Origin of the sequence: Morganella sp. Je.2.23, assembly GCF_051129855.1 — a bacterium.
In the GTDB taxonomy this organism is placed as follows: domain Bacteria; phylum Pseudomonadota; class Gammaproteobacteria; order Enterobacterales; family Enterobacteriaceae; genus Morganella; species Morganella sibonii.
In genome coordinates, this window is sequence record NZ_JBCPSQ010000002.1 from 126,932 (window position 1) to 151,029 (window position 24,098).

The 24,098-nt window shown below is 51.7% G+C and carries 20 protein-coding genes; 13 read left to right on the forward strand and 7 right to left on the reverse strand.

Features of this window, described 5'->3' with window-relative positions; translation table 11 throughout:
- The 3 genes from hypE (at position 1) to yedF (ending at position 3,310) form a co-directional block, all read left to right on the forward strand.
- A complete protein-coding gene (gene hypE / locus AAZR23_RS11095) occupies positions 1–1,020 on the forward strand; it encodes a hydrogenase expression/formation protein HypE (RefSeq protein ID WP_434692605.1) in 1,020 nt (339 codons plus the stop codon).
- Between the two features lie 822 nt (positions 1,021–1,842).
- Positions 1,843–3,054: a selenium metabolism membrane protein YedE/FdhT gene (gene yedE / locus AAZR23_RS11100; protein ID WP_052926585.1), complete on the forward strand. Its 1,212-nt coding sequence runs from the start codon at positions 1,843–1,845 to the stop codon at positions 3,052–3,054.
- Positions 3,055–3,064: 10 nt separating this feature from the next.
- Positions 3,065–3,310: a sulfurtransferase-like selenium metabolism protein YedF gene (gene yedF, locus AAZR23_RS11105; RefSeq protein ID WP_046893132.1), complete on the forward strand. Its 246-nt coding sequence runs from the start codon at positions 3,065–3,067 to the stop codon at positions 3,308–3,310.
- A gap of 36 nt (positions 3,311–3,346) precedes the next feature.
- Here the strand turns inward: yedF and AAZR23_RS11110 are convergent, their stop codons facing one another.
- Entirely contained in the window at positions 3,347–3,976 is a 630-nt protein-coding gene (locus tag AAZR23_RS11110; protein WP_434692609.1) for a TetR/AcrR family transcriptional regulator, read from the reverse strand.
- A gap of 87 nt (positions 3,977–4,063) precedes the next feature.
- Here AAZR23_RS11110 and AAZR23_RS11115 point away from each other — a divergent pair, with 87 nt between their 5' ends.
- Positions 4,064–4,768, forward strand: coding sequence for a DAPG hydrolase family protein (locus AAZR23_RS11115; RefSeq protein ID WP_434692612.1), 705 nt, complete (start codon positions 4,064–4,066; stop codon positions 4,766–4,768).
- Positions 4,769–4,819: 51 nt separating this feature from the next.
- Here AAZR23_RS11115 and rdgC read toward each other — a convergent pair whose 3' ends face one another.
- On the reverse strand, positions 4,820–5,728 hold the full coding sequence (gene rdgC, locus AAZR23_RS11120) for a recombination-associated protein RdgC (RefSeq protein WP_434692615.1): 909 nt from the start codon (positions 5,726–5,728) through the stop codon (positions 4,820–4,822).
- Between the two features lie 178 nt (positions 5,729–5,906).
- On the opposite strand from rdgC, the gene mak reads away from it, so the two are divergent.
- A complete protein-coding gene (gene mak / locus AAZR23_RS11125; protein ID WP_218428475.1) occupies positions 5,907–6,815 on the forward strand; it encodes a fructokinase in 909 nt (302 codons plus the stop codon).
- Between the two features lie 135 nt (positions 6,816–6,950).
- Here mak and AAZR23_RS11130 read toward each other — a convergent pair whose 3' ends face one another.
- The 3 genes from AAZR23_RS11130 to sbcD form a co-directional block, all read right to left on the reverse strand.
- On the reverse strand, positions 6,951–7,553 hold the full coding sequence (locus AAZR23_RS11130; protein WP_046893136.1) for a nitroreductase family protein: 603 nt from the start codon (positions 7,551–7,553) through the stop codon (positions 6,951–6,953).
- A gap of 195 nt (positions 7,554–7,748) precedes the next feature.
- Complete coding sequence (locus AAZR23_RS11135; RefSeq protein ID WP_434692618.1) at positions 7,749–11,435, reverse strand: AAA family ATPase; 3,687 nt, start codon at positions 11,433–11,435, stop codon at positions 7,749–7,751.
- On the reverse strand, positions 11,432–12,718 hold the full coding sequence (gene sbcD, locus AAZR23_RS11140) for an exonuclease subunit SbcD (RefSeq protein WP_434692621.1): 1,287 nt from the start codon (positions 12,716–12,718) through the stop codon (positions 11,432–11,434). The genes AAZR23_RS11135 and sbcD overlap by 4 nt, the downstream gene beginning before the upstream one ends.
- Before the next feature lie 345 nt (positions 12,719–13,063).
- Between sbcD and phoB the strand changes: the two genes are divergently transcribed.
- From phoB to brnQ, 3 genes are all read left to right on the forward strand, one after another.
- Positions 13,064–13,753, forward strand: coding sequence for a phosphate regulon transcriptional regulator PhoB (gene phoB, locus AAZR23_RS11145; protein WP_004236414.1), 690 nt, complete (start codon positions 13,064–13,066; stop codon positions 13,751–13,753).
- Between the two features lie 30 nt (positions 13,754–13,783).
- Positions 13,784–15,079 (forward strand): phosphate regulon sensor histidine kinase PhoR, encoded by a 1,296-nt coding sequence (phoR, locus tag AAZR23_RS11150; RefSeq protein WP_166708487.1) that lies wholly within the window; start codon positions 13,784–13,786, stop codon positions 15,077–15,079.
- A gap of 394 nt (positions 15,080–15,473) precedes the next feature.
- Positions 15,474–16,805: a branched-chain amino acid transport system II carrier protein gene (gene brnQ / locus AAZR23_RS11155; RefSeq protein WP_054423716.1), complete on the forward strand. Its 1,332-nt coding sequence runs from the start codon at positions 15,474–15,476 to the stop codon at positions 16,803–16,805.
- A gap of 111 nt (positions 16,806–16,916) precedes the next feature.
- On the opposite strand, the gene AAZR23_RS11160 is transcribed toward brnQ, so the two are convergent.
- Both AAZR23_RS11160 and AAZR23_RS11165 read right to left on the reverse strand, forming a co-directional pair.
- Positions 16,917–17,519: a peroxiredoxin C gene (locus AAZR23_RS11160; RefSeq protein ID WP_046893141.1), complete on the reverse strand. Its 603-nt coding sequence runs from the start codon at positions 17,517–17,519 to the stop codon at positions 16,917–16,919.
- 204 nt (positions 17,520–17,723) lie between these two features.
- Entirely contained in the window at positions 17,724–18,311 is a 588-nt protein-coding gene (locus AAZR23_RS11165) for an ACP phosphodiesterase (RefSeq protein ID WP_046893142.1), read from the reverse strand.
- Positions 18,312–18,422: 111 nt separating this feature from the next.
- Here AAZR23_RS11165 and queA point away from each other — a divergent pair, with 111 nt between their 5' ends.
- The 5 genes from queA (at position 18,423) to secF (ending at position 24,020) form a co-directional block, all read left to right on the forward strand.
- Positions 18,423–19,499: a tRNA preQ1(34) S-adenosylmethionine ribosyltransferase-isomerase QueA gene (queA, locus tag AAZR23_RS11170; RefSeq protein ID WP_107678515.1), complete on the forward strand. Its 1,077-nt coding sequence runs from the start codon at positions 18,423–18,425 to the stop codon at positions 19,497–19,499.
- A gap of 97 nt (positions 19,500–19,596) precedes the next feature.
- Positions 19,597–20,721, forward strand: a complete 1,125-nt coding sequence (tgt, locus tag AAZR23_RS11175) for a tRNA guanosine(34) transglycosylase Tgt (RefSeq protein ID WP_004240418.1) — start codon at positions 19,597–19,599, stop codon at positions 20,719–20,721.
- 101 nt (positions 20,722–20,822) lie between these two features.
- A complete protein-coding gene (gene yajC, locus AAZR23_RS11180) occupies positions 20,823–21,158 on the forward strand; it encodes a preprotein translocase subunit YajC (RefSeq protein WP_046893144.1) in 336 nt (111 codons plus the stop codon).
- Positions 21,159–21,193: 35 nt separating this feature from the next.
- A complete protein-coding gene (gene secD, locus AAZR23_RS11185; protein ID WP_166708483.1) occupies positions 21,194–23,041 on the forward strand; it encodes a protein translocase subunit SecD in 1,848 nt (615 codons plus the stop codon).
- Positions 23,042–23,051: 10 nt separating this feature from the next.
- On the forward strand, positions 23,052–24,020 hold the full coding sequence (secF, locus tag AAZR23_RS11190) for a protein translocase subunit SecF (protein ID WP_046893145.1): 969 nt from the start codon (positions 23,052–23,054) through the stop codon (positions 24,018–24,020).
- The last annotated feature ends 78 nt before the right edge of the window (positions 24,021–24,098 follow it).

A 24,098-nucleotide genomic window follows, 5' to 3' on the forward strand; every position in this document is an offset into this window, starting at 1 on the left:
ATGAAACCTATTACTGAAATCACCCTGGCACAGGGCAACGGCGGACAGGGGATGCAGCAACTGATCGACTCCCTGTTTTTACAGGCATTTTCCAACCCGTATCTGAATGAAAAAGAAGACCAGGCGCGAATACCGCTGGCAGAATTACAGGCCGCCGGTGATCGTCTGGCGTTCAGCACTGACAGCTATGTGATCGACCCCATTATTTTCCCCGGCGGTAATATCGGCAAGCTGGCAGTATGCGGCACAGCCAATGATTTGTCTGTCGGCGGTGCGATCCCGCGCTATCTTTCCTGCGGATTTATTCTTGAGGAAGGTCTGTCGTTTGAGATCCTCTCTCAGTTGGTTAACAGCATGGCAGAAACCGCAAAAGCGAATGGCATTCAGATTGTGACCGGCGATACCAAAGTGGTTCCGCGCGGTGCGGCTGATAAAGTCTTTATCAATACCGCCGGTATCGGGGTGATCCCGCATCAGCTGAACTGGGCAGCGGCACAATGCCGTCCGGGGGATAAAATTATCGTCAGCGGCACACTGGGCGACCACGGTGCCGCAATTCTCAATCTGCGTGAAAACCTCGGACTGGATGCGGATCTGCGCAGCGATTGTGCGGTACTGGAACCGATGCTCGCACCTCTGCGGGCGATTGACGGCGTCCGGGCTGTCCGTGATGCTACCCGTGGCGGTGTCACCGCTATCCTGCATGAGTTTGCGGATGCTTCGCAGTGCGGCATGAATATCGAAGAACAGAAATTGCCGCTGAAAACCGCAGTACGCGGTGTGTGCGAACTGCTGGGGCTGGAGGCACTCAATTTTGCCAATGAAGGCAAAGTGGTGATTGTTGTTGCTCCGGAAGCAGAAGACGCCGTACTGGCAGCGCTTCATAACAGTCCGCTGGGTCAGGATGCCTGTACCATCGGGCAGGTGACAGAAGCAAAACAGGTGAAAGTACAGGGGATTTTCGGGGCGACGAGGTTGCTGGATCTTCCGTATAACGAGCCCCTTCCCCGCATCTGCTGAATCTGCGAATCTGCGTCATCCTCCACTCTGTGGCTGTGTTGGCCGCACTCAGGATTCCGGGTCACATACTGATGTATGCTCCCCGGAATCCTTCCCTTGCCGCCTTGCCACAGCGCGGATGATTTAGCAGATTCATCTGTGTCATCCTCCGGCCTGTGGCGGTGTTGGCTTCGTTCGGCTACCCCGGTCACATACTAGTGTATGCTCCCGGGGATATCCTCACTTCGCCGCCTTGCCACAGCGCGGATGATTTAGCAGATTCATCTGTGTCATCCTCCGGTCTGTGGCGGTGTTGGCTTCGTTCGGCTACCCCGGTCACATACTGGTGTATGCTCCCGGGGATATCCTCACTTCGCCGCCTTGCCACAAACCGGATGATTTAGCAGATTGATTTTTCTGTTCTCTGTTTTTAACAGAGTTCAAGTACATGAGGGGTTAACCGGCAAAAAAGGAAAGCGTTAAGCGCCATGGATGGAGCGAACCGAATCTGCGTCATCCTCCGGCCCGTGGCCGCGTTAGCTGCACTCAGGATTTCGGGTCACATACTTGTGTATGCTCCCCGGAATCCTTCCCTTGCCGCCTTGCCACAAACCGGATGATTCAGCAGATTTCGCGGACAGGGACGTGTCAGTGTCTTTCCGGTTTGCCGGTTATTCCCTGATCCTCCGGTGGTCAGGGACATGTCAGTATTTTTAAAATATTAATAAGCTAATTATCTCAACAGGAGTATGATTCTCCGGTGGATCACATATACAGATCCTACTGGTACACATGTACTCCGACATCGATTCCCGACGCTGTCGGGATTTTTTTGGTAAAAAAATGAACTGGTCTACATTTAAATCAACGTATCTTGTCAGGTTCTGGCAGCCGTTGCCCGCAGTGATCGCCGCCGGCATCTTATCCGCATACTACTTCGGATTAACAGGCACATTCTGGGCGGTCACCGGAGAGTTTACGCGCTGGGGCGGACACATTCTGCAACTGTTCGGCGCTCATCCGGAAAACTGGGGGTATTTTAAGGTGATCGGTTTGCAGGGCTCGCCCCTGGATCGTATCGACGGCATGATGATTATCGGCATGTTTGCCGGTTGTATCGCCGCAGCCTTATGGGCTAATAATGTCAAAATCCGCCTCCCGCAACACAAAATCCGTATCTGGCAGGCCGTTATCGGCGGTATTATTGCCGGTTTCGGTGCACGTCTCGCGATGGGGTGTAACCTGGCGGCGTTCTTTACCGGTATCCCGCAATTCTCCCTGCATGCCTGGTTCTTTGCACTGGCAACTGCTGCAGGCTCTTACTTCGGCGCGAAATTTACGCTGCTGCCGATGTTCCGTATTCCGGTCAAACTGCAGAAAGTCAGCAAAGCCTCGCCGCTGACACAGGATTTGCAGCGGGCGAAACGCCGTTTTCGTCTCGGTATGCTGATTTTCCTGCTGTGCCTCACCTGGTCTCTGTTCACACTGTTTAAATCCCCGAAACTGGGGATGGCGATGCTGTTCGGTATCGGATTCGGTCTGCTGATTGAACGGGCGCAAATCTGCTTTACCTCCGCGTTCCGTGATGTCTGGATAACCGGACGTACCCAGATGGCCAAAGCGATTATTCTCGGCATGGCGGTCAGTGCTATCGGGATCTACAGCTATGTGCAACTGGGCGTACAGCCGAAAATCTTCTGGGCAGGCCCTAATGCCGTGATCGGCGGGTTGCTGTTCGGTTTTGGTATTGTACTGGCAGGCGGATGTGAAACCGGCTGGATGTACCGCGCTGTGGAAGGTCAGGTGCACTTCTGGTGGGTCGGACTGGGGAATATTATTGGTGCGACCATTCTGGCGTACTACTGGGATTCCGTGGCGCCGTGGCTGGCGACTGACTACGATAAAGTCAATCTGCTGGATACCTTCGGCCCGGCCGGTGGTCTGCTGGTCACTTACGGATTACTCGCTTTCGCCTTTATCCTGTTACTGATGTGGGAGAAACGCTTCTTCCGACGGAAAAACCAGGCTGACGCTGTCGCCTCTGCTGCACACTAAGGAGTACACCATGAATACCGATAATACTGTAATTGTACCGGATTACCGGCTGGATATGGTCGGTGAGCCGTGTCCGTATCCGGCAGTGGCGACCCTTGAAGCCATGCCGTCACTGAAAACCGGGGAGATCCTCGAAGTGGTGAGTGACTGCCCGCAATCCATCAATAATATCCCGCAGGACGCCAAAAACCACGGCTACACCGTGTTATCCATCCAGCAGGACGGGCCGACAATCCGCTATCTGATACAGAAATAATGCGGTTTACGGGCACCGGTTATCTGCCGGTGCCTGTCAGCACTTCAGTAATGCCACTGCGGCACGGATACGCGGCTCTACCGGATAGTCCGGCGCCGGAGGTGCCAGTTTCAGGGCAATCTGACGCAGCGGTTCCGCCATGACCATCGATAACAGCAAATCACTGATTTGTGCCGTATCCGGCTGAGATAAAAAGTCCTGATGCCGGGACAACCATTCCGCCAGCAGCGCGCGTCCGCGCTCGATTCCGCCTGCCTGGTAACGGGGCAGTAATAACTCCCGGCCGGGAAACTCACTGCTCAGCAGACAAAACAACCCTGCGGCTTCAGCGCTGAGCACCTTATGGCTCATGGTGGTCAGATTCTTTTCAAGTAACTGATAAAAGTCATCTTTATTTTCTGCATCCTGCATAAACAGCGGCACAAAAGAGTCCGTCCAGCTGCGCACTATCTGCTCTGCTAAATCTTCCCTGTTTTCAGCAAACCGGTACAGCGTCTTTTTGGAGACACCGGCCCGCTTTGCCACGGCATCCATTGTCATCGCAGAATACCCCTGTGATAACAACAGGCAGAGCGATGCTTCACGGATTTTCGCAATCAGTTCTTCTTCCGGAACAACCGGACGTCCCCGTCCCCGTGACTCTGCGGCCGGTTCATGATTAGCCATACGTGCGATCCTCAATTGACAAATACCCGTTGCAGGACAATATTAATTTGGAAACGAAATCCGTTTCTTAATTGTGGAGTATACGTTATGTCAGCGAAAAAACAAAACTTACCGTGGGCACTGAATGATATTAATCAGTTATTATCCTCTGAGCCACTGAGAATGGAAATGGGTCTGGAACGCAGCGAAGAGGGGCTGCTGACAGTCTCTGTCAGAACCGATCTGCATGGTTGCAAAGGGCGGATGCTGGAGTGGTGGTTCACATTTTTTGAAACCACGCAACATATCCGCTGGTGGCATCCGCATGATCATGTGGCACACCACGGCTGGGATTCCGTCTGGAAAAAAGGGGATAGTTATATCGGGGCGACAATCCGCGCGGTTGAGTCACTCGGGCCGATCCCGCCGGTTGGTGCGACACTGAAATTCAATGATGCACTGGATTTCTTTGATGCGGATAAACTGGCGTCTGCACGGCAGACTCATCAGATTTCCGGTGCGGTTTGTGCTCATATCGGGTTCGGGGATGATGTAAAAACCGATACACTGGGTTACCCGATTGACGGAAAAATGCTGCATATCACGTATGATACTGAGTTCGGATGTGTATTACGCAGCCGGTTTTTACTCGGGGCGTCGCTGGCCGATCCGCTGACGGAATTGCCGGATGAGATTGGTTTCGGACTGATGAAGCATTGTTATAACGAGTTTACGTATCTGTCCCGTTTTCTGCCGTCGCTCTATTACGGCGAGCACGGTAACGATGAAAAAGCCCCGCTGCCGTGGGCATAAACAGCGGGTATCAGCGGGAGCCTGTTACCGGGCTTCCCGCAGATGTTGTTTTCAGTGTTCCGCCTCACCGCCGAGGGCAGCGATGGTACTGCTGATCAGCGCACTCAGTTCGCCGGTCATCAGAACAAAATCAGCATCAAAGCGCTGGGCAAAATCCTCGCGGTCGATATCTTCATTTTTATCTTTTAAATCATCACTGTATTTCAGACGCTTAAAGGAACCGTCATCAGATATCAGGAACTGAATACGTTCTTCCCAGTCCAGGGCCAGTTTGGTGACGCATTTTCCGGCTTCAATACAGGTGGCGATTTCATCCGACACCAAATCCTGTTTTTTACAGCGGATGACACCGCCTTCTTCAAGAATCGCTTTCAGTTCGGCTTCATCCATCAGGGCAAAACCGGTTGGTAAATCACCGGAACGTACCCATTCGGTCAGTGTCAGTTCAATCGGGTCTTTGGTGGTCAGCGGGATCACCGGCAGTGAGCCGAGTGTTTTACGCAGCAGGGCGAGATTATCTTCCGCCCGTTTGGCGCTGGCCGCATCGACGATAATCAGGCCGTTTTCCGCATCAATCCAGATGGCGGTCTGACTGAAACGGCTGAAAGCACGCGGCAGCAGCGCGTGAACCACTTCATCTTTCAGGGAATCTTTTTCGGTTTTCTTCAGTTTGCGGTGCTGCTCATGTTCCAGTTTTTCAATTTTTGCCTGTAATTCCTGCTTAATCACCGGCGATGGCAGCATTTTTTCTTCTTTTTTTGCACAGATAAGGATCTGTTTACCGGCAGCGTGGGTCAGTGCATCGCCCCGGGAGCCCATTGGCGAAACCCAGCCGGTTTTCATCATATCCTGACTGCCGCACGGCGTGAATGCCATGTGTTCCAGCTGTTTTTCCAGCTCATCGGCAGACAGCGGAAACGGCGAGCTAAGGCGGTAAACGAGTATATTTTTAAACCACATCGGACAGTCCTGTTTTATGATGCGCGGTCATTGCGCGGTGAGAATTGCATCCCGCTATGATAACGGATCTTGCTGCGTTGCTCTAATGCCTTCGCGCGGAAACTTGATTGTCAGGCGGACGGGCTGCATTATCAGAGGTATGAAAGCAGAGCGTAAATCCACAGCAGAAGGGGACAGTATGCGGATTGGTATTGATTTGGGCGGCACCAAAATTGAAGTGATTGCACTCAGTAATGAGGGGCAGGAATTGTTCCGTAAACGGACGGATACGCCGCGTTTTGATTATCAGCAGACATTACAGGCGATTGCCGGTCTGGTACACGACGCAGAAGCCGCCACCGGAGAGACCGGTACGGTGGGCGTGGGGATACCGGGAACGCTGTCACCGGTTACCGGACGGGTAAAAAATGCCAACTCTGTCTGGCTGAACGGTCAGCCGTTTGATGCGGATCTCAGTGCATTACTGCAACGGGAAGTACGGGTGGCGAATGATGCAAACTGTCTCGCGGTTTCAGAAGCGGTTGATGGCGCGGGAGCCGGATTTCCGGTGGTATTTGCGGTGATTATCGGCACTGGTTGCGGTGCGGGAATTGCCCTGAACGGACAGGTTCACAGCGGCGGAAACGGCGTGGCCGGAGAGTGGGGGCATAACCCGCTGCCGTGGCAGGATGAAGCTGACCGGCTGTTTAAAGGGATGGCGGATTGCTATTGCGGTAAGCAGGGCTGTACCGAATTGTTTATCTCCGGAACCGGTTTTATGGCTGATTATACGGCGCTGACCGGCGAGGTCTGTAAAGGTGCGGAGATTATCCGTCGTTTGTCGCAGGGAGATTTACCTGCTGAACAGGTGATGGTGAATTATGAGCAGCGGCTGGCAAAAGCGCTCGGCCAGGTGGTGAACATGCTGGACCCGGATGTGATAGTGATGGGCGGCGGGATGAGTAATGTCGATCGCCTGTATCAGACTGTTCCGTCCCTGATTCGATCCCGTGTGTTCGGCGGTGAGTGTGACACACCGATCCGCAAAGCGGTTCACGGTGATTCCAGTGGTGTCCGCGGCGCAGCCTGGCTGTGGCCGAAAGCCTGATAAAAAAAGCCCGCACAAGGCGGGCAAGGCATATTTTAACACGATAACAGAAGGTAATAACGACGCTTTATGACAGGTAAAGCGCCTGATGCGCCCGGGAACAGCAGCGGTTAATGTGCTGCTGAGTCCGGAAGATTAGTTAAAGATTCTGAAACGGCTTTCATCATCGATAAAGGCTTTTTCACCGGCTTCCTGCTCAATGGAGCCGAAAACTAACTGTGCACGCAGTTTCCAGTCTGCCGGGATATCCCAGGCTTTGCTGACCTGCTCATCAATCACCGGATTGTAGTGTTGCAGGGATGCACCGATATTTTCTTCAGACAGTGCTGTCCAGACAGCAAACTGTGCGATACCGCTGGCCTGTTCAGACCAGACCGGGAAGTTATCCGCATACAGTGCGAATTGTTCCTGTAATCCTTTGACAACAGACTGGTCTTCAAAGAATAAGACAGTACCGGCACCGGACAGGAATGCATTATCAATTTTGCTTTCAGTGGCGGCGAATGCGTCTGCCGGTACAATAGCGCGGAGTGCGTCTTTGACGATGTTCCACAGTTTTTTGTGGTTCTCACCAAACAGTACCACGACACGTGATGATTGTGAGTTAAATGCAGTCGGACTGTGTTTCACGGCTTCTTTGATGAGAGCAGCGATACGATCCTGAGAAACAGGCAGATTATTACCAAGGCTATAAATTGTTCTGCGTTTTTTAATTAACTCGATAAATGAATTAGACATGTTACTCTCCGTTAAATTTTTTGTCGGAAAAACCGGTTTCCGTGCTCTCTTCAGTTCATGAAGAACAGCATATAAGCAATGAATCAAAAAACATACCGAAAATATTTAACCTTATGTTTCAAAAAATTCGGCCAATATAAAAAATCTCAATAAATATCATTAAATTAACCAGCCATCACTCACGGCGTGAAAATATCACGCTGATGTAACACGATATTCCGGTGACAATTTACTGATCCCGAGTCCGTTCATTTTTCTGACAGAGATCTGCACCGCAATCCGTTCTTTCATCGCTTCAATGTGGCTGATAACCCCAATCATTTTCCCGGTTGCGTTCAGGTTGTCGAGTGCATCCAGTGCGATATCCAGTGTTTCCTGGTCCAGTGTACCGAAGCCTTCATCCAGGAACAGCGATTCAATCTGTGTTTTATGGCTGACGAGATCAGACAAAGCCAGTGCGAGCGCCAGGCTGACCAGGAATGTTTCTCCGCCGGAGAGGGTTTTGGTGTCACGCTGAGTATCAGCCTGCCAGGTGTCGGTGATTTGCAGCTCCAGGCTGTCCGCCGTTTTGCGCTGCAATACATAACGGCCGTGCAGTTTTTCCAGCCGCCGGTTTGCCAGATGGATCAGATAATCCAGAGTCAGCCCCTGTGCAAAGCGGCTGAATTTGGCACCATCGGCAGAGCCTATCAGCAGATTGAGACGGCTGCGGTCAGTCACGTCCTGCTGATGACGGATAATTTGTTCCAGTAAATCACGTTGCTGTATCCGCAGATTATCATCTGCGGTCAGACGTCCGCGCAGTTCCCCCTGACGGCTGCTCAATTCCCGCAGTTGTTGTGCCGCAGCAGTATGTAATTCAGTCAGTTGCAGGCGGGGCAGTTCACGGAACGGTTCCGGTTGTGCTGACAGATGCTGTTCCAGTGCGGCTTTGGTATCCCCGAGGCTGGTGGCGGCTTTCAGTTGTGCCTGATTAAGTTCCGTTTCCAGGGTTTGCAGCTGCTGATGTTCCTCTTCACTGAGGAGAGCAGTGAGGAAATCCGCTTCACCGGCAAACGGGCTTTCTGCCAGTTGCTGCTGAAAAACCTGCTGATTCCGGCCGTGTTGTTCCTGCACATCCAGTATCTGCTGTTGCAGCCGTTTTTCTTCTCCCCGCAGCCCGGCAAGGTGTTGTTGCAGGCTGTCACGCTGTTGTGTCAGGGCTTTCAGTGTGTTTTCAGTTTCCTGCTGCTGATGAAGCAGTTTCTGTAATTCGGTACTGATATTTTTATCACCGAACAGCGCCTGTCGCTGTGCCGTGACGGTTTTATGCTGTTCCTGAAGTGTGGCGAGTGCGGCGGACTGTTCTGCCAGTTGTGCCGTCAGTTTTGCCTGCTGTACTTCCAGATTTTGCTGTTGTGCGCCCAGCTCTGTGAGTTGTTGTGCACTTTGCTGTATTTGCTGCTCATTGGCGGCGAACTGATCACTTTCCTGCTGACGTTGTGCCAGCCACGCATTTGTTTCCTCCGGAGAGGGAATTGCGTAGCCAAAAGCGGTTACAGAGTGTACCAGAGACGTTTCCAGCGCCTGTTCCTGCTGCTGAAGTTCAGCCAGACGAGCAGCCCGCTCTGTCTGTTGTTGTGTCAGGAACTGCTGTTCCTGATTGTTGCGCTGTAGTGTCTGTGACAGTCGCTCACACTCAGTTTCTTCAGTCTGTAACCGGTTTTTCAGGGTAAGTAATTGTGTTTCCAGAGCACGGCGGCTTTCCAGTGCCTGTTGCTGCTGCTGATACAGCCCGTCATAGTGCTGAATGATGTCATTCAGTGATTCAGGGGAATCCGTCAGGGATGTGAAGCCGCCCCCGAGGCAGATTTTCTGCCACTGTGCGGTATGTGCCGCGAGAGCATTACCGGTTTCCTGTAATTCTGTACTCAGTTTTTCGTGCTGTGTGCGGGTAAACGCCAGCCGGGATTGTTTCTCCGTCAGGTGCTTTTCCGCTTCCCTGATGGTTTGTGTCAGTACCTCCAGGCGCTGTGCGGTTTCATCCGGCGTTACCTGCTGATAATCTGTGACAGCCGGGTGAGCCGTACTGCCGCACAGCGGACAGGGCTCTCCGGCCTGTAAACGCTGACGCTCCGCATCCAGCCTGACAATGGTTTGTTCGAGCTGATAACGGGCGGTCAGATCCCGCAGGTGTGTGTGCTGGTCAGCCAGAAGCGGTTCCTGCTGCGCGCACCAGTCTGTCAGTGTCTTTATTTCATCCTGAGATATCTGCTGCTGTTGCAGAAGATTTTTCCGGTTGCGGGTCAGCAGGGTGATCTCCGGTGCAATAGCCGCCAGTTTTTGCAGTAATCCGCGTTTTTCATCGGTTTGCTGCAGTTGTGCGGCTAATTGCTGATCTGATTCAGTCTGCCGTGCATGCTGCAATGTGGTTTGTAAGGTATCCAGTTCTGTTTTCAGCGGCAGAACAGATTGGTTACGGGCGGTCAGCTGATTTGCAATTCCGGTATGTGCGGCTGTCAGCGACTGCAACTGAATTTCTCCCGCCTGCTGTTGTTCTGTCAGAACTGAAACCTGAGAACGGTATTCCCGGCGGGTGTTCAGTTCATGCTGCCAGCGGATAATGGCGGACGGAAGCTCTGCTTTCTGACTATTGTCCTGCCGGTACTGTGTGCTGCGGGTATGAATATCACGGGTTTGTGTCAGCCGTTGCTGAAGTTCTATTGTACGGCTCTGTAATGCCTGCTGCTCCTGTAACTGTCCCTGATACTGCTGTTTCAGCGTATCAGACTGATTATTCAGCAGTTGTAACCGGTTATCCAGCGGCCTGATTTCGTTCTCTGCCAGCGTTTCCAGTTGCTGATACTGCTGTTTCAGTCCGGCGAGCAGCTGTTGTTGTTCTTCATACCGGCCGGTCAGCGGCTGCAGTGAGCTAACTGTACTTTCTGTTGTTTGTGTCAGCTCCTGCATACGGGCCGTTAACTGCGCACTTAACGTGGCGCTGTTCTGTACTGCCTCTTTTGCCGGACGCAGTTTCTCTGCCGGTTTGGCGCGGGCAAGCCGGTCAAGCTGTGTTTGTGCATCCTGTATCTGCCGCATAACTGAAGCATACTGCTGCTGCCGCTGTTCCGTTTCTGTCTCCAGCGTGTCGCGGCGCAGCCACCATTGCAGTGCTGTCTGTAATTGTGTCTGGCGGATAAGCTGAACCTGCTCATCAGCCTGCAGGGTGGTCAGTTCAGACTGACATGCAAGGCGTTCATCATCCGTCATAAGCCGGATAGCACCGGTCTGTGCTTCCAGCAAAGAAAGTGCCTGCTGTGCGGCTTTGTAGTCCTCATAAACCTGACGGGAGATCAGACGGTAAATTTCCGTGCCGGTCAGTTCTTCCAGCAGGTCCGCCCGTTCATTATCATCCGCATTCAGAAAGGCGGCGAAATTTCCCTGTGATAACAGGACAGAACGGGTGAAACGGGCGAAATCCAGGCCGGTGATATCAATGATATTCTCCCTGACCTGTGTCAGTTTGTCAGAGAGGATCTTACCGGTTGCACATTCCGCCAGTTCGGCTTTCGGCGGCTGAAGGTTTCCGTCTGCTTTATCTCTTGCGCGGCGCTGACTCCAGAAAGCACGGTATGCTTTTCCTTTTACGGAGAATTCCACTTCAGCCAGACACTCAGCAGTATGACGGGTCATCACATCATTCTGTGAAGCTGATGTTTTTACGCGCGGGGTTTCATGGTAGAGCGCGAGACAGATAGCATCCAGCAGGGTGGTTTTCCCGGCTCCGGTCGGACCGGTGATGGCAAACAGCCCGTTACCGGCGAACGGCTCCGCTGTAAAATCGATCTTCCATTCGCCCTGAAGTGAATTGATATTTTTAAACCGCAATGTCAGGATTTTCATTCACTTTTTCCTTTCCGGCTGCCGGCGCTGTTCTTTTTGCTGATATCGGTACTGTCCGCACTGCTGTCACTTTCTGCCTGATCGCGAACCTGCTCACAGACCTGCCGGAAAAGGGTGGTGAGGCGCGGGATATCACTCTCTTCAGTATCACTGAGTGCCAGACGGCGGGCAAAAACATCATCCGGCGTCAGCTCATTCAGGGTTTCGCGCAGGGCTTCGCTGTTGTCTGCGGTGACGGGTCTGCGCTCCCGGCGCAGCAGAAGCACTTCTGCGGCCAGCGGCTCTGTCAGTGCCTGAATGCGTTTCTGAATATCCGGCAGGTAATCACGCCCGGCGATTTCGATATCCAGCCAGACCGGTTGTGTGTGTTCATCGTGTGGCGGGAACTGTTCCAGTGCCCGGCTGATAGCATCAAAATCACCTTTCAGGCAGACCATCGGCTGAAAGCAGGGAACCGGCACCGCATCAATCGCCGTAATACTGTTGTTATCCAGAGTCAGCAGGAAGACACTTTTCTCCTGTCCGGCTTCATCAAAACTGAGCGGAACGGGGGAGCCGCTGTAACGGATGGTGCCACTGTCGCCGATGGATTGCGGGCGGTGAATATGTCCGAGGGCAATATAGTCAGCAGGAGGGAAAGCGCCGGCCGGGAAGGCATCCAGTGTGCCGATATAAATATCGCGGACAGATTCCGATGTTTTGGCACCGACAGTGGTCAGGTGGCCTGTCATAATGACGGGGAGCTCCGCGCCCAGCGCTGTCCGTTTTGCAACCGCTTTGTCATAAAGGGTCTGATAGTGTGTCTGTATGGCCGTCAGCAGTGCCTGTTGTTTTTCAGCTTCGGATTGTCCGGCCTGACTTTCCAGAATATCCCGCGGCCGCAAAAACGGTACTGCGCAGATAATCGCGCCGGGCTGGTTCTGTTTATTATTCAGTACAATCAGATCCCGGCCCGGTTCCGGTCTGGCGATGACATCCACATTCAGGCAGGCCATCAGTTCGCGTGATTCATTCAGTGTGGCAACGGCATCATGATTACCGGCAAGCACAATCAGATGACAACCGGTCTGCTGCAGTTGTGCAACAAAACGGTTATACAGTTCACGGGCGTAGCTCGGCGGTGAGGCGGTATCAAAGACATCACCGGCGATAATCAGGGCATCCGCCTGCTGTTCTTTTATCAGGTTTATCAGCCAGTCTGAAAACTGCAAATGTTCCTGTAACCGGTTTTTAGTGTAAAAATACTGTCCGAGATGCCAGTCTGATGTGTGAATGATTTTCATATATATAGTTATTCCTGCCGGGAAAACTGACCGCACATTCTGTTCGCAATATGGTGTTCGTGTATGGTGTTCGCGAATGGTGTTCGTGTACGGTGCCCGCGCATTCGTGTTAGGCGGTTTACTGAAAACAGAGTATAACGGAAATCAGCCGGTAAGAATAAATATTGGATGAATATCCAGTATTTTACGATCTGACACGCATTTTGTGTGTAGTATGTCAGTTTAATGACATTATCTTTGCGGTGCAGCCTGAGGTATCGGCTGATATTCATAAATCTGTCACAAAAGTGACGCATAATCGCGGCACTGTCTGATGAAATGAATTAACGGTAAACAGGGAACGCCATGGCAAGACGAATTTTAGTCGTTGAAGATGAAGCACCTATCCGTGAAATGGTCTGTTTTGTACTGGAGCAGAATGGCTATCAGCCTATTGAGGCAGATGATTATGATGCGGCCATCGCCCGGCTGGTGGAGCCTTTCCCTGATCTTGTCCTGCTGGACTGGATGATTCCGGGCGGCTCCGGCATTCAGGTTATCAAACATATGAAACGGGACAGCCAGCTGCGGGAAATCCCGGTGATGATGCTGACGGCGCGCGGTGAAGAGGAAGACCGTGTAAAAGGTCTGGAAACCGGCGCGGATGATTATCTGACCAAACCCTTCTCACCGAAAGAGTTAGTGGCCCGTGTTAAAGCGATTCTGCGGCGTATCTCCCCGATGGCGGCAGATGATCTTATCGCGATGAACGGCCTGACTCTCGACCCCGCCTCCCACCGCGTGACCAGTAATGAGAACCCGCTGGAAATGGGGCCGACAGAGTTTAAATTGCTGCATTTCTTTATGACTCATCCGGAGCGGGTTTACAGCCGTGAACAACTGCTTAACTATGTCTGGGGCGAAAACGTCTATGTTGAGGATCGCACGGTGGATGTGCATATCCGCCGCCTGCGTAAAGCACTGGAAGCGGACGGACATGATAAAATGATACAGACAGTCCGGGGAACGGGTTACCGCTTCTCTGTCCGTTACTGATGATAATGATAAACCGCAAGAGGATCGCGCGTGCTTGAGCGTCTTTCGTGGAAAAAAATTGTACTGGAATTACTGATTTTCTGCCTTCCGGCACTCTTTTTATCACTTTTTTTCGGCCATACCGGCTGGTTTCTTGCCGGTGCACTGTTTGCCGCTGCTATCTGGCACAGCTATAACTTACTGAAACTGTCCGGCTGGCTGTGGCTGGATCGCAGTATGCTGCCGCCGCCCGGCCGCAGCAGCTGGGAACCGATTTTTTATGGCATCTACCAGCTTCAGCAGCGTAACCGCAAGCGCCGCCGTGAACTCGCCACACTGATCAAACGCTTTCGCAGCGGCGCTGAATCCCTGCCTGACGCGGTGGTGATGATGACGGAAGACGGCAATATTTTCTGGTGTAACAAACATGCCCAGAACCTGCTGGGATTCCGCTGGCCGGATGATAACGGACAGCACATCTTTAACCTTCTGCGTTATCCGGACTTCAGCCGCTATCTGACTCAGGGCGATTACACGCTGCCGCTGACACTGGAACTGAATAACAGCAGTATGATGGAATTGCGCATCATGCCGTATTCGGAAGGACAGCTGCTGATGGTTGCCCGTGATGTGACAGAAAAACGCCGTCTCGAAAACTCACGGCGTGATTTTTTCGCCAATGTCAGTCATGAACTGCGCACGCCGCTGACTGTTTTGCAGGGTTACCTGGAAATGCTTGCTGATCAGGATTTTGATAATCCGATGAACAAAAAAGCAATTCTGACCATGCAGGAGCAGACTCGTCGTATGGACGGTATGGTCAGGCAGCTTTTGCAACTGTCAAAAATTGAAGTGGCGGTCAAAAGCGGGCTGGATCAGGTGGTGGATGTGCCGGGGATGCTGATCATGCTTCAGCAGGAAGCCGTAACCCTCAGCCGGGGTAAGCAGGAGATCCGCTTTACGGTGGATGACAAACTGAAGATTTTCGGTGATGAGGAAGAGCTGCGCAGTGCGATGTCGAATCTGGTGTATAACGCAGTGAATCACACGCCGGAAAATACACGGATTGAGGTCAGCTGGGCACTGAGTAACGGCAATGCCGTGTTTAGTGTCAAAGATAACGGTCCGGGTATCCCGGCCGAACATTTGTCCCGTCTGACCGAGCGTTTTTATCGTGTGGATAAATCCCGCTCCCGGCAGACCGGCGGCTCCGGTCTGGGGCTGGCGATAGTGAAACATGCTTTGCAGCATCATCATACCCATCTGGATATTACCAGCAAACCGGGGCAGGGAACGGAGTTCAGTTTTACCATTCCTGCCCGGCTTATCGCTAAATCCTCTCATTAAAGCGGCATTTGCCGCTTTCTTTATTTAATCGCTGTTAATTTCATCAGATTTAAAATGTCTGATTAAAATATAAACAAATCATATAGTGTTTATTGAAGCTTACATAACAGCAATCTCTGCTTTGGAAATAGACTGTGGTATATAGTTCTGGTTTTTGCTTTGACTATTGCCTTTCTGCGCTATAAAAGTTCTACTTGTAGTCAGTTATTGGCAAATATCACTGTTTTTTAAATGTAATCACTATAGTTATTAACTTATGATGAATAACGTAGTGCTAACAGATTGTTAAAACAGCAGGAGATGCCGCCGGTGACAGATCAGGGAGTTGGATTTTTATTTCCGATATTTTTATTGAATATTTAACGTTAAATTAACAGTAGCAGACAAAAATAATATGGCGCATCGTTTAACTTCACGAGATATTTTAGCCTTAGGTTTTATGACCTTTGCGCTGTTTGTCGGGGCAGGAAATATCATATTTCCGCCGATGGTTGGTCTTCAGGCCGGGGAAATGGTCTGGACGGCAGCTGCCGGTTTCCTGATCACCGGTGTCGGTTTACCGGTTCTGACAGTAATCGCTCTGGCAAAAGTCGGCGGCGGTATTGAGGCACTCAGCACACCGGTCGGTAAATATGCCGGGCTGTTGCTGGCCGTTGTGGCGTACCTGTCCGTCGGGCCGCTGTTTGCCACACCGCGTACAGCCACCGTTTCCTATAAAATCGGGATCGCGCCGCTGGTGGGCGGGGAATCTGATATTTCCCTGCTGATTTACAGTGTGATCTACTTTTCCTGTGTGATCGGTATTTCCCTGTATCCGGGGAAATTGCTGGACAGCGTCGGGCATGTACTGGCACCGGTTAAAATGCTGGCTCTGGCTATCCTCGGGGTGGCTGCGGTAATGTGGCCGGCAGGTGATGCCATTATGGCAACGCCGGATTATAAAGAGATGGCGTTCTCCAACGGGTTTATTAATGGTTATCTGACCATGGATACCCTTGGTGCGATGGTATTCGGGATTGTCATTGTTAATGCCGCCCGTTCGCGCGGGGTGGAAAACTCTTCGCTGCTGACCCGCTATACCATGTGGGCCGGGCTGATTGCCGGTGTGCTGCTGACGCTGGTCTATCTGGCTCTGTTCAAATTAGGGGAAAACAGCGGATCGATTATCCCGAATCCTGCCGATGGTGCGGAAATTCTGCATGAATACGTGCAGTATACCTTCGGTAACTACGGCAGCTTCTTCCTTGCAGTGCTGATTTTTGTTGCCTGCATGGTGACCGCTATCGGCCTGACCTGTGCCTGTGCGGAATTCTTCAGCCGTTATCTGCCGATCTCTTACCGTAAACTGGTGTGGATCCTCGGTGCATTCTCCATGGTGATTTCAAACCTGGGGCTGAGTAAGCTGATCGCATTCTCCGTTCCGGTACTGGTATCGATTTATCCGCCGTGTATTGTGCTGATTCTGCTGAGTTTCACGCTGCGTTTCTGGAAAAAGCCGGGACGGGTCATTGCGCCGGCGATGCTGGTCAGCCTGATTATCGGAACGATGGGCGCGCTGAAAACCACTAAAATGTTCGGCTCTTATATGCCGTCATGGATTGAGTCACTGCCGTTCTTTAAATATGACCTGGCATGGCTTGCGCCGTCACTGGCAGTGCTGGTGGTTTCCATTGTGGTTGATCGCCTTATGGGCGCTGAGCCGGAAGTAAATCACAAACACGCCTGATAGCCCTGATTATAAAAATACCCCGCATTGCGGGGTATTTTTTTGCCCGTGATTCAGGCATAAAAAAACCAGCCCTCAGGCTGGTTTTACGACGCTTTTAACTACCGGAACTTACAGTTTGCCGGAGTTCTTTTTCAGGAAGTCAGCAACGCCTTTCGGAGATGCATTCATACCTTCCTGACCTTTTTCCCACTGAGCAGGACACACATCACCGTGCTCTTCGTGGAATTGCAGTGCGTCAACCATACGCAGCATTTCGTCTACGTTACGGCCCAGCGGCAGGTCGTTGACGACCTGGTGACGGACAACACCGTTTTTGTCCACCAGGAAAGAACCGCGCAGAGCAACACCGGCTTCCGGAAACTCAACGCCGTAAGCTCGCATGATGTCATGTTTGATATCCGCAATCATCGGATACTGAACCTGACCGATACCGCCATCTTCGATAGCAGTATTACGCCATGCGTTATGAACAAACTCAGAGTCCATAGACACACCAATCACTTCCACACCGCGTTTTTTGAATTCTTCATAGCGGTGATCGAATGCGATCAGCTCAGAAGGGCAGACGAAAGTGAAGTCCATCGGCCAGAAGAAGATAACAGCCGGACGGCCGTTCAGGTGTTTTTTCAGATTGAAGTTATCAACAATTTCACCGTTACCCATAACGGCTGCAGCTGTAAAATCGGGGGCTTGACGGGTTACCAGAACCATAATTTACTCCTGTAAGATTATATAGAGTATGGCAATAAACAACAGACAGAATAAAGAATCCGGGGACGGTATTAAAGTTCATAATACCGATTAATATAATAGGTTTTACCTATCAATAGTTCATTATTCTATCTGCTACCCGAATAAGATAGAGTTATTTGAGTAAAGTTCAAGTGCTAATTGTGTGAATGAACGTAAAAACCGTTACTGAGCTGTAAACGGCTTTGTCACGGTATCCATCATCTGAGGGTAGAAGCGGAAGAAAATCTCCTCAAGAGACTGATAATTATCTGTAAAATCCTGATTTGTCTCCCTGAGAGCGGCGAGTTTCGGACGCCGTTTTGCCATCCCTGCCAGCACCTGTCCGATATAGGGGACTTCCTGATAACGGATTAACCAGCGCTGCGGCCACATAAATTCATTCAGCTCCTGAAACTTCACCGGCGTAAAAGCCAGCTGCGGCTCAATCACTGTACGGACGTGTTGTGTGAAATCTGTCAGGGAGACTGCCGGTTCAAATGCTGACCAGTGCAGAGAGAGGAAATGATCCCAGACCACATCCAGCGTGATCGGTGCATAGCGGCGGTATTCCGGGCGGAATAACTGACGGGCTTCCCGCACCAGCGGGTGTGAATCGGTCAGGGTATCAATGCGCCGGTGCAGCCTGATCCCCGCGGCGACCGGTGCGCTGTACTGGTCTTCCGGCGCGCCGCGGACAAAATCTGCCATCAGATTGCCGAGAAAACTGCTGTTTGCCAGTGAGGCAAGGTGGAGATGTGCGAGAAAATTCATAATACCGCAGCCTTTTATTCCGCCGTCAGACGGGTTATTTCTTGCGCCCTGCTTACCGGGGCACTAGACTATTGCGCCTGTTTTTCTTTTTGAGATGAAACCGAGAATCTCATGCGTGTTGCCGATTTTACTTTTGAACTGCCGGACGAACTTATCGCCCGCTATCCGCAGGCGGAACGGAGCAAGTGCCGTCTGTTATCACTCGATGGTGTCAGTGGTGAACTGAACCACGGTATCTTCACCGATGTGCTGGATAAACTCAATCCCGGTGATCTGCTGGTATTTAATGATACCCGCGTGATCCCCGCCAGAATGTTCGGCCGCAAAGCCTCCGGCGGAAAGATTGAAGTGCTGGTGGAACGGATGCTGGATGAGCATCGCGTACTGGCGCATGTCCGTGCATCCAAAGCACCGAAAGAGGGTGCGGAACTCCTGCTGGGCGAAGATGAGAGCGTAAATGCCACGATGGTGGCGCGTCACGGGGCCCTGTTTGAAATCCGTTTTGATGATGAGCGCGATGTGCTGACCATTCTCAATCAGATTGGTCATATGCCACTGCCGCCTTATATCGACCGTCCGGATGAAGAGTCGGATCGCGAGTTATACCAGACCGTGTATAATGACCGGCCGGGTGCGGTCGCCGCGCCGACAGCCGGACTGCACTTTGACGAGCCGCTGCTGGCGGCACTGCGTGAAAAAGGTGTGGAAATGGCCTTTGTCACCCTGCATGTCGGGGCAGGGACATTCCAGCCGGTGCGCGTGGATAATATTGAAGATCACATCATGCACTCCGAATATGCGGAAGTGCCGCAAAACGTGGTTGATGCTGTGCTGGCGTGTAAAGCACGCGGTAATAAAGTGATTGCGGTCGGCACAACGTCGGTGCGCTCTCTTGAAAGCGCGGCGAAAGCGGCACAGGATGCACTGATTGCACCGTTCTTTGATGATACCCAAATCTTTATTTACCCTGGATATGAGTATCAGGTGGTGGATGCACTGATCACCAACTTCCATCTGCCGGAATCCACGCTGATTATGCTGGTTTCCGCATTTGCCGGTTATCAGCACACCATGCAGGCCTATGAGGCAGCGGTACGTGAGCATTACCGTTTCTTCAGCTACGGGGATGCGATGTTTATTACCCGCAACCCGCAGGCGAAATTTGAAAAAGTTGGTCACGACGACTGATATACTACAAATTACTGAACCGGCAGATTTCAGCGACTGCTGACTGACTGCCGCTAATTCAACATCATCAGACTGTTTTTCTGATGCCGGAGGTTTTGTGAAATATGAACTGCAAACGACAGACGGCCGTGCGCGCCGTGGTCGCTTAATTTTTGATCGTGGCGTTGTTGAAACCCCTGCATTTATGCCGGTGGGTACTTATGGCACAGTGAAAGGGATGACACCGGAAGAAGTGAAAGAGACCGGTGCGCAAATCTTATTAGGCAACACGTTCCATCTGTGGCTGCGTCCCGGTCAGGAAATTATGAAACTGCACGGTGATCTGCATGATTTTATGCAGTGGAAAGGGCCGATTCTGACTGACTCCGGCGGCTTCCAGGTTTTCAGCCTGGGCGCAATGCGTAAAATCAAAGAAGAGGGTGTGCATTTCCGTAACCCGATCAACGGTGAAAAAATCTTCTTAAGTCCTGAAAAATCGATGGAAATCCAGTATGATCTCGGGTCTGATATCGTGATGATTTTTGACGAGTGCACACCGTATCCGGCGGATTGGGACTATGCGAAGAAATCCATGGAAATGTCCCTGCGCTGGGCTAAACGCAGCCGTGATCGCTTCGATGAACTGGGTAACCCGAACGCGCTGTTCGGTATCATCCAGGGCAGTGTTTACGAAGATTTACGCGATGTGTCAGTGAAAGGGCTGGTGGAAATCGGATTTGATGGGTACGCTGTGGGCGGTCTGGCTGTCGGTGAGCCGAAAGAAGACATGCACCGCATTCTCGAGCATGTCTGTCCGCAGATCCCGGAAGATAAACCGCGCTATTTAATGGGCGTGGGTAAACCGGAAGATCTGGTGGAAGGTGTGCGCCGCGGTATTGATATGTTCGACTGCGTGATGCCGACCCGTAATGCCCGTAACGGACATCTGTTTGTGACGGACGGCGTGGTAAAAATCCGTAATGCGAAGTATAAATCAGACACATCGCCGCTGGATGCGGAATGTGACTGCTATACCTGCCGTAATTATACGCGTGCTTATCTGCATCATTTGGATCGCTGTAATGAAATCCTTGGCGCGCGCTTAAATACCATTCATAATCTGCGCTACTATCAGCGTCTGATGGCAGGTATCCGGCAGGCCATTGAAGAAGGCCGTCTGGAAGCATTTGCCGCTGAATTTTATCAGCGGATCGGGAAACCCGTTCCGCCGTTAAGTGAGTGATTTCCCCGAAACGGGATCACCCGGTGGTGTATAACATAGGCGATGCACCACCGGCAGGTTTATCTGCCTGATAATTATGTGAATAACAAGAGGATAGTTTGATGAGTTTTTTCATTTCTGACGCAGTAGCATCGACAGGTGCGGCAGCTTCTCAGGGCAGCCCGATGTCTCTGATTATCATGCTGGTCGTATTCGTGCTGATTTTCTACTTCATGATCCTGCGCCCGCAACAGAAACGTGCAAAATCACACAAGCAATTAATGGACTCTATCGCGAAAGGCGATGAAGTGTTAACTACCGGTGGTCTGATCGGTCGTGTGGCTAAAGTGTCTGACACCGGCTACATCGTTCTGGAACTGAACGAAACAACTGAAGTAACCATCAAACGTGATTTCGTCGCAGCAGTTTTACCGAAAGGTACACTGAAGGCGCTGTAATCTTCCTGTAGTATGATTTTCCCGAAGGGACTGCCGTGTTAAACCGTTATCCTTTGTGGAAGTATCTGATGCTGATCGCTGCGATCCTCATCGGTTTGCTTTATGCGCTTCCAAACCTGTACGGAGAGGATCCGGCTGTTCAAATCACTGGCGCGCGGGGAACCGCCGCCAATGAACAGACCCTGGATCAGGTCCGGAGCATTTTAGAAAAAGATCAGATCGCGAGTAAGTCGGTCGCACTGGAAAATGGTGTGATACTTGCCCGTTTCTCAAATCCTGATATCCAGTTACGTGCCCGTGAAGAGCTGGTGAAAGGCTTAGGTGAGCAATATGTTGTTGCCCTGAACCTTGCCCCGGCAACACCGAAATGGCTGACTGCCGTCGGTGGCGAGCCGATGAAACTGGGTCTTGACCTGCGTGGCGGTGTGCACTTCCTGATGGAAGTGGATATGGAAACCGCGCTGGGTAAACTGCAGGAGCAGAACCTGGATGGTATCCGTTCTCTGCTGCGTGAAAACAGTATTCCGTTCGCTTCTGTCCGCAAATCTGCGGATTACGGCGTGGAAGTCCGCTTCCGTGATGATGCTTCACGTTCCGAAGCCAGCTCTCTGTTATCAAAACGCCTGCGTGATTTAGTTTTCAAAGATGGTTCAGGCAGTACCCTGACCGCCGTGATGAGCGATCAGCGCTTAAGTGAAGCGCGCAGTTACGCCGTCATGCAGAACATTACTATCCTGCGTAACCGTGTTAACCAGCTGGGTGTTGCTGAGCCGCTGGTACAGCGCCAGGGTGCGGACCGCATCGTGGTGGAATTACCGGGTATCCAGGATACCGCACGGGCGAAAGAAATCCTCGGCGCAACCGCGACGCTGGAATTCCGTCTGGTCAACAGCACTGTTGACCCTGCCGCTATCGATGCAGGCCGTATCCCGGGCGACACCGAAGTGAAATACACCCGTGACGGACGTAAAGTCGCGCTGTACAAGCGTGTGATTCTGACCGGTGACCATATTACTGACTCCACATCACAGAGTGATGAATACGGTCAGCCGCAGGTCAGTATCTCGCTGGACAGCACCGGTGGTAACACCATGTCCGATTTCACCAAGGATAACCTGTATAAGCCGATGGCGACCCTGTTTGTCGAATATAAAGACAGCGGGCGTAAAGATGCCGCAGGCCGCTCAATCCTTGAGAAAAATGAAGAAGTTATCAACATTGCCAATATTCAGTCCCGTTTAGGATCGAACTTCCGTATCACCGGGATTGATAATGCCAATGAAGCACGTCAGTTATCACTGCTGCTGCGTGCCGGTGCTCTGATTGCACCAATCCAGATTGTGGAAGAGCGGACCATCGGGCCGACTCTGGGTCTGCAGAATATCGAGCAGGGCCTGGAAGCGTGTCTGTGGGGGCTGATGGCCTCAATTCTCTTCATGGTGATCTACTACCGTAAGTTCGGTCTGATCGCGAGCAGCGCGTTACTGGCGAACCTTATCCTGATTGTCGGGGTGATGTCGCTGTTACCGGGTGCAACGCTGACCATGCCGGGGATTGCGGGGATCGTGCTGACCCTTGCGGTTGCGGTCGATGCGAACGTTCTGATAAACGAACGTATCAAAGAGGAGCTGCGTAACGGCCGATCTGTCCAGCAGGCGATCCATGAAGGGTATAAAGGCGCCTTCTCAAGTATTATCGACGCAAACTTAACCACACTGATTACCGCTGTTATTCTTTACGCGGTCGGTACCGGTTCGATTAAAGGATTTGCGATTACGACAGCCATTGGTGTGGCAACCTCCATGTTTACAGCGATTATCGGTACACGCGCCATCGTGAACCTGCTGTATGGCGGTAAACGTATTAATAAGCTGTCTATTTAAGGAGCACGTTGTGGCACAGGATTATACTGTTGAACAATTAAACCACGGCCGCAGAGTCTATGACTTTATGCGCTGGGACAACGTGGCATTTACCATTTCGGCGCTGCTGCTGATTGCCTCTGTGGCAATCATCGGCGTGAAAGGGTTTAACTGGGGTCTGGACTTCACCGGCGGTACCGTCATTGAAGTTAACTTCAGCCAGCCGGCTGACCTGGATAAAATCCGTGATACCGTCGCGCAGGCAGGATTTAAAGATCCGCTGATCCAGAACTTCGGCAGCAGCCGTGACATCATGGTGCGTCTGCCGCCGGCAGAAGGTGCTGCCGGTCAGGAACTGGGTAAAACTGTTATCAATGTGATCAACAAAAACATTGATGAAAGTGCGGTGGTTAAGCGTATCGAGTTCGTCGGCCCGAGTGTGGGTGCGGAACTGGCTCAGACCGGGGCGATGGCGCTGATTGCGGCATTAATCTGTATTCTGATTTACGTGGCGATGCGGTTTGAATGGCGTCTGGCGTTAGGTGCGGTAATCGCGCTGGCGCATGACGTTATCATCACCCTTGGTGTACTGTCGTTATTCCATATTGAGATTGACCTGACCATTGTGGCATCTCTGATGTCGGTTATCGGTTACTCACTGAACGACAGTATCGTGGTATCTGACCGTATCCGTGAGAACTTCCGCAAAATCCGCCGTGGTACGTCGTATGAGATCATGAACGTTTCCCTGACTCAGACGTTAAGCCGTACCATTATGACATCGGCAACCACCCTGTTAGTGGTTCTGATGCTCTATATCTTCGGCGGTGCGATGCTGCAGGGCTTCTCACTGGTCATGCTGATCGGTGTGTCTATCGGTACTATTTCCTCAATCTACGTGGCGTCCGCGCTGGCCCTGAAACTGGGTATGAAGCGTGAGCACCTGATTGTGCAGAAAGTGGAAAAAGAAGGTGCGGATCAGGAATCTATCCTGCCGTAATTTCTGCCGTGAAAAACAGAAAACACCCTGTATGTGCAAGCATGCAGGGTGTTTTTTATGTGTAAACAGGGTAAACTA